1 pseudogene is annotated in these 7,267 nt (G+C 57.4%); it reads left to right on the forward strand.

Annotation, left to right across the window (positions count from 1 at the left end):
• Positions 1-7,267, forward strand: a pseudogene (locus tag ACO0LM_RS28515) (hypothetical protein); the annotation flags it as partial.

Below are 7,267 nucleotides of genomic sequence, written 5' to 3' on the forward strand. Positions count from 1 at the left end.
AGCGGAAACAGCACAGGCCTGAACTTAACGTCCTCCAGCAATTTGGGCCAGCGCGGTAACCTCGGTTCCGCCAGCCAGGGCAAGACCGGCGAGCAAAGCAGCGTCAATATTGCCAATGGCAACCTGGTCCTGCAAGACCGCGACAGCCTGCTGGTTACCCGTGGCAACAATGTTTCCCTGCTACGCACCTACAACAGCCAGGGCGTGTTCAACGACGACAACACCGACAACTGGTGGATCAATGGCTACCGCCGCCTCGTCAACCTGACCGGCAACCTCAACCAGGCTGGCAGCTCCATCCAGCGCATCGGCACCGACAACGCCGTCCAGACCTATGACTTCGATGTCGCCAGCAACACCTACCTGGCCCGTGCCGGATCAGGCCGCTTTGATAGCCTCGCCTATGACAGCAGCCATACTAGCTGGACCTGGACCGATCCCGCCACCCAGAGCAAAGAAAGCTATGCCGCCCATGGCGACACCTGGCGCCTGAGCAGCGCCACAGATACCAGTGGCAACACCAACAGCTATACCTATACCGGTGACTACCTGAGCAGCATCACCAGCGCCAATGGCGACCGGGTTGAATTCAGCTATGTCGGCGCCAACCTCGCCCAAGAAAAAATCATCCTCGCCGATGGCAGCATCCAAAGCAACACCAGCTATAGCTACGATACCCACAACCGCCTGACCCAGGTCAAACTCGACCTCAGTCCCGACGACGACAGCACCGCTGATGGCAATGTGTATGTCACCAACTACAGCTATGCCGGTAACAGCAACCTCATCACCAGTGTCAGCCAGACCGATGGCACCCAGCTCAGCTTCACCTATATCAACCTGGGTGGTAGCGACCGCATTGCCAGCGTTACCGATGCCCTGGGTCGTGTCACCCGCTTCAGCTATGACCTGGCCAATAAAACCAGCACCGTCACCGACCCGCTGGGTAATAGCAACACCTATACCTACGACGACCACAACCGCCTGACCGGCATCACCGGTCCGGCAGTGGATGGCGCAATACAGCAAATACAGCAAATCCACTACCAATACGATGTGGCCGGCAACCTCATCCAGAGCACCGATGCCCTGGGTAACAGCAGCACCTACACCTATGATGCGCAAGGCAACCTGCTGAGCCAGACCGACAGCCTGGGCGAACGCATGGAACGCACCTATGGCGACCAGCACCAGGTATTGACCTCCACCACCTACCGCAGCCCGGCTGCCAATGGCCAGGCCGCTGGTCTGCCAGAAACCACCCGCAGCGTCTATGACAGCCAGCTCAACCTCCGCTTCGTCATCAGCGCCGGTGGCAATGTCACCGAATTCCGCTATAACACCCTGGGCCAGCGCATTGCCAGCATCAGCTATTCGGCAGCCAGCTACAATCTCACTGGTTTAAGCGCCCACCAAAGCCTGAGCCAGACCCAGCTGGCAACCTGGGCTGCGGCCCAAAGCCAGGCCCAGACCAGCCGTACCGACTACCATTACAACAGCCGTGGCCAATTGACCAGCGCCACCCGCTTCAATGCGGTTGATGCAACTGGTAACGGTATCGCTGATGGACAAGAATCCACCACCCTGTATAGCTATGATGCTGCCGGCAATCTCTTATTCACCGTCGATGCCGATCACAACCAGACCAGTTTTACCTATGATGGCCTGAACCGCCAGTTGTCGACCACCGATGCATTGGGGCATAGCACCATCAACCACTATGATGATGCCAACCACACCATCACCCAGACCCAGGCCAATGGCCGCATCGACACCGCCGTCTATGACGCAGCAGGGCAACTAATCTCCACCATGGCAGGTGGTCAGGCACAAAGCACCTACCGTTATGACGACCTCGGTCGCCTGAGTGTCAGCACCGATGCCACTGGTGTCAAACAACTGTACATCTACGATGCTGCCGGTAACCTGCAAGGACAAGTCGATGGCAATGGCAAAGTCACCCAGTATGTCTACAATGCCCTGGGACAACGCACGCAGACCATACAACACAGTGTGACACTGGATGCGAGCCAGATTGCCAAACTCATCAGCAATACCGATCCGCTGAGCACCTCGCCTGCGCCGACCACGACACCAACGACGACACCAACAACGCCACCAGTAACAACCACACCCACCACACCAGTGCCGACACCGATCAATGTCCAGGCGGCAGTCTGGTCGGCAGAGGCTTTTTATGTGGGTGGTACCTACGTCAATTACCAGGGGCAGCTCTACAAAACCCGCTGGGACACCATGGGTAATACCATGACCGGGACGGACCTGGATGCAGCAGCGGTGTGGGAACCGGTTGCCGGTACGGAAGGGTATAGCCTGTGGCAAGCCAATCTGACTTACCACGGTGGCACGCCTGTTGTCAGTAATAACCAGACCAGCTACACAGGTGGTGAGATCGTTGGGTATGAAGGGCATTTGTGGCAAGCTAACTGGTTCAATGTCGGCTCTATACCAAGCAGTGCCAGTGGGTCGCCGTGGACTGATCTGGGGGTGATTGGGGGGGCTGCACCGACCACACCGCAAGTACCACAATGGGACGCTACAGCGTATTACCCTAGTGGTTCAGTCATCGAATATCAGGGGCAACAATACAAAGCGCGTTGGGATACCATGGGTAGCACCATGACTTCGTCCGATCCGCTTGAGGTCGAGGTGTGGCGTGCTTTGCCGAACCAGGATGGCTATAGCAACTGGCAGCCTACCATCACGTATTGGGCTGGTGAAACTGAAGTCGTCAGCGGCCAGACGGTCAATGTTGCTGCTGAAGTTGTGGCCTATAACGGTCATCTGTGGCAAGCACAGTGGTTCCATGTGGGCATTCCTCCAAGTGCTGGCAGTGGTTCGCCATGGAAAGATATGGGCTTGATCGGTGCCACCGCACCAAGCGGACCGCAAGTGCCACAATGGGATGCTAGCGCCTATTATCCAACCGGTTCTATCATCGAATACCAGGGCCAGCAATACAAGTCCCGTTGGGACACCATGGGCAGCAGCATGACCTCTGCCGATCCGGTGGAAGTACAAGTCTGGCGTGCCTTACCCAATAAGGATGGCTATAGCGTCTGGCAGGCCGGTATTACCTATAAAGGCGGTGAAACCGAAGTCGTCAATGGCCAGACCGTCGATGTGGCACCAGAGATCGTGGCCTACAACGGCAAACTCTGGCAAGCACGCTGGTATAACAATAATTCTGCGCCAATGGATGATAGCGGTGCGCCCTGGACTTTGCTGGGCGATGTCCCGGCTTCCAGCAATACACCAGCTACGCCACCAGCCGAACCGCCTGTCGTCATCCCCCCAACTCCAGCCCGCACCACCTACGACCTGCTACCGATGCTGACCAGTTCAGCCAATGACCTCATCAGCCGCAGCTTCTATGATACCGCTGGTCATTTGAGTAAAACCGTCAGTGCCGCCGGTCTCGTCACTGAATACAGTTATGATGGCGCAGGCAACCTGCTGTCCACCGTACAAAGAGCCAATACCCTTGCCCCTGCCAGCCTCAGTCTTCATGCCGGCCCGCAAGATGTGGTGGTCGCCAGCCATGCCAATGACAGAACCAGTGTGGGCTTCTATGACGCCAATCACCAGCTCATCGGTACTGTCGATGCCGAAGGCTACCTCAGCCAATACCGCTACGACAATGCCGGACACCGTGTCGAAGTCATTCGTTACGCCACTAAAATTACTACTGCCGTTACCACCAGCAGCAACTTCGCGTCCCTGATCCCCGCCGCCAATGCCGCCGACCAGCACAACTACGCCCTGTACAATACCAAAGGCCAGCTTGTTGCCAATGTCGATGCCGAAGCTTATTTAACCGAATTGCATTACGACGCCAATGGCAATGCCACCAGCAGCACCCGCTATAACAACAAGGTAAGCGGCCCCGTCACTGCCAGTTCCACCCTGGCCAGCCTGCGTCCCGCCAGCAATGCCGAAGACCAGGTCAGCAGCCAGACCTATGATGCCCTCAACCGCGTCATCAGCAGCACCAATGCCGAAGGCACCCAAAGGCAATACCAGTACGATGTTGCAGGTAATCTGATTAAAGTCATTGATGCCGCCGGTAGCGGCGACATCCGCATCAGCAACCAGCGCTACGACCAACTGGGTCGCGTCAGCGCCACCCTGTCCGGTCTGGGCAGTGCCCAGCTCACTGGCCAACAAAGCCCGCAAGAAATCGATGCCATATGGGCCCAGTATGGCACCAGCTATGCCTATGACACCGCCGGTCGCCGCGTCAGCATGACCGACCCGAATGGCAACACCACCCTGTTCTACTATGACCAGAGCGGCAACCTCACCCACAGCATCAATGCCCTGGGTGAAGTGCAGGAACGTCACTACAATAATCTCAACCAACTGGTCAGCACCGTCCAGTACGGCACCCGCCTGACGGAGTTGACTAGCCTGCATGGTGGCCTGGTCGACAGCCATCTGCAAACAGCACTGGCAGGCATCGCCAACAGCGCCCTCGATAGCAGCAGCACCATCAGTTATAACAGCGCTGGCCAGGTGGCCAGCATCACTGACCCGCTTGGTGCCGTCACCAGCTTTAGCTATGATGCCTTTGGTGAACGTATCAGTACCACCACCGGCACCACCGGCGCCGGCAATACCGCCCTGACCCAACTGGCCATGTTTGACCACCGTGGCTTGCAAACCGGTTCAGTCACCGACACCACCGGCGTTGCTGCCACCAACCAGGTGGATTATGATGCCTTTGGCCGTGCCATCCGTAGTGTCGATGCGAATGGCAATGTACGCCAGGTCAGCTATGACCGTTTGGGCCGTGCCATCGTCAGCATTGATCCTGCCTCTGCCGACTCCAGTCAGACGCAACGCAGCGTCAGCTATGATGCGATAGGCCGTGTCCTGACCCAGACCGACGGCAATGGCAATACGGTGACCTACAGCTACAACACCGCCAACCGCGGCATCACCGTCACCACGGCTGAAGGCGTGAGCGTCAGCACTATCCATAACCGCCAGGGCCAGACCAATAGCGTCACCGATGGCAATGGCCATGTCACCAGCTATCACTATGATGCCAATGGTAATTTGCTGAATGCCGCCAGCGAACTCACTAGCGCCAGCACGGTCTATGACCACGCCAACCGCCTGATCCAGACCACCGATGCCAATGGCAACAAAGTCGATTACCACTATGATGCCGCCAACCGTTTGCTGTCGCGCACCGTCGACGCAGCAGGCCTGGCACTCACCACCAGCTACCAGTACGACGCCAAAGGCCAGCAAATCAGCATGACCGATGCCAATGGCATCGTCACAGTAAGCAACTACGACCTCAAAGGCCAGGTCAGCAGCCAGGTGGTCGACCCGACCGGTCTCAACGCCATCACCCGCTACAGCTATGATGCGCAAGGCCATGTGCTGCGCGTGACCAGCCCGGCAGGGAATGTGGTCCAGTATGATTACGATGCCCAGGGCCACCGGATTGCCGACCATACCGACCCGGATGGACTGAACCTCAGCCGTCATTACCAGTATGATGCCAAAGGCAATGTCACCAGTGTCACCGATGCCGATGGCAATCTGACCCGCTATGTGTGGGATGCCAATGACCGCCTGGTGTATACCATCAACCCCACGGGCGCCGTACAAAAGGCTATCTATGACCATGAAGGCCGGGTACCCACCAGCATCAGCTATGCCAATCCGATTGCACTGACAGGCCTCAGCACTGCTCCCAGCCAGGCTGATGTGGCTACCAGGCTGCAGGCTGACCCGGCCCAGGATGTGCGCCAGAACCGCGTGTATGACAAAGATGGCCATGTCCGTTTCACCATTGATGCCACCGGCAGTGTCACCAGTTTCACCTATGATGCCAATGGCAATGTGACCGAGCGCGTCAGCTATGCCAAACCGATACGCCTGTCGAGCTGGACCCCGGGTACCGCCCCGCTGGTGGTGGCCGATGCGGCCCATGACCAGCGTGTACGCACCGTCTACGATGCACTGAACCGCCCAATTTACGTCGTCAGCAGCACCGGCACTGTCACTAAAAATACCTATGATGCCAATGGCAACGTGGTCGATGCCATCACCTATGCCAGAGCATTGCCCGCCAGCACCCCGCTGACTGTCACGGCACTGGCAAGCGCCACGGCCGCCCTGAGCGATGCAGCCCATGATGCGCATGTACACCGTACTTATGATGCCGCCAATCGCCTGAGCTGGAGCGCGAATGGCAGTGGTGCCGTGACCCAGCAAGTGTTTGACAAGAACGGCAACCTGGTCAAACAGATCAGTTATGCCACTACCATCGCCAATGGTGCCGCAGCCAGCAGTGTGCAGGCCAGTGCAGCGGACCGTGTCACCCTGATGACGTATGACGATGCCAATCGCCTGAGCTACCAGGTCAATGCCGATGGCAGTGTCAGCCACCTTATCTATGATGCGAATGGTCAGCTGGCACAGCGGATTGCCTATGCCACTACGATTGCAGCACCGACTGCCACAACGCAACTCAGTAGCAGCGATATCGTCAGCCAGTTGCAGCCCAACGGCAAGCAAGACCGCAATGTGCGGTATACCCATGACGCTGCTGGCAGACTCGTGTTTACCATCGACAGCCAGGGCGCTGTTTCAGAAAATCGCTATGATGCCAATGGCAATGCAATTGCCAGTATCAACTATGTCAACAGCATAGCTCTCAGTGGCTTGCCAGCCGTGGCTAGCACGGACAGCGTGCGTGCCTTGCTGCATCCCGATGCCGCAAATGACCAGCGCTTGCAACAAGTCTTTGATGCCAATGGCCGTGTGCGTTACAGCATCGACAGCCTGGGGTATGTCAAAGCGTATAGCTATGATGCGCTGGGTCGTCTGGTCAATGCCACCAGCTATGCCAAAGCCTTGCCGGCAGCGACCTTCAATGGGTCTGCCCCTCTGAATGCCAGCAATGCCATACCGGCATCGGATGCCGCTGACCAGCTCCAGACTTACCAGTATGATGCCGATGGGCGTTTGATTGCCCATACTGATGCATTGGGTAATACAGAACGCTTCAGCTATGACGGACTGGGTAAGCGTATCAGCTACACCAATCAGCTCAACGCTACCTGGACCTATGATTACGATGCTGCTGGACACTTGCTGAGTGAAACATCACCAGTCGTCAGCCTGGCCAGTGTCACTGTGGATACCAGTGGCAACCTGCAGCCAGGCACCACCGTCAGTGCTGCCATCGTCACCAGCATGACTTACGATGCATTGGGTAACCTGA

It is taken from the genome of Undibacterium sp. Di26W, assembly GCF_049340265.1.
Lineage (GTDB): Bacteria > Pseudomonadota > Gammaproteobacteria > Burkholderiales > Burkholderiaceae_D > Undibacterium.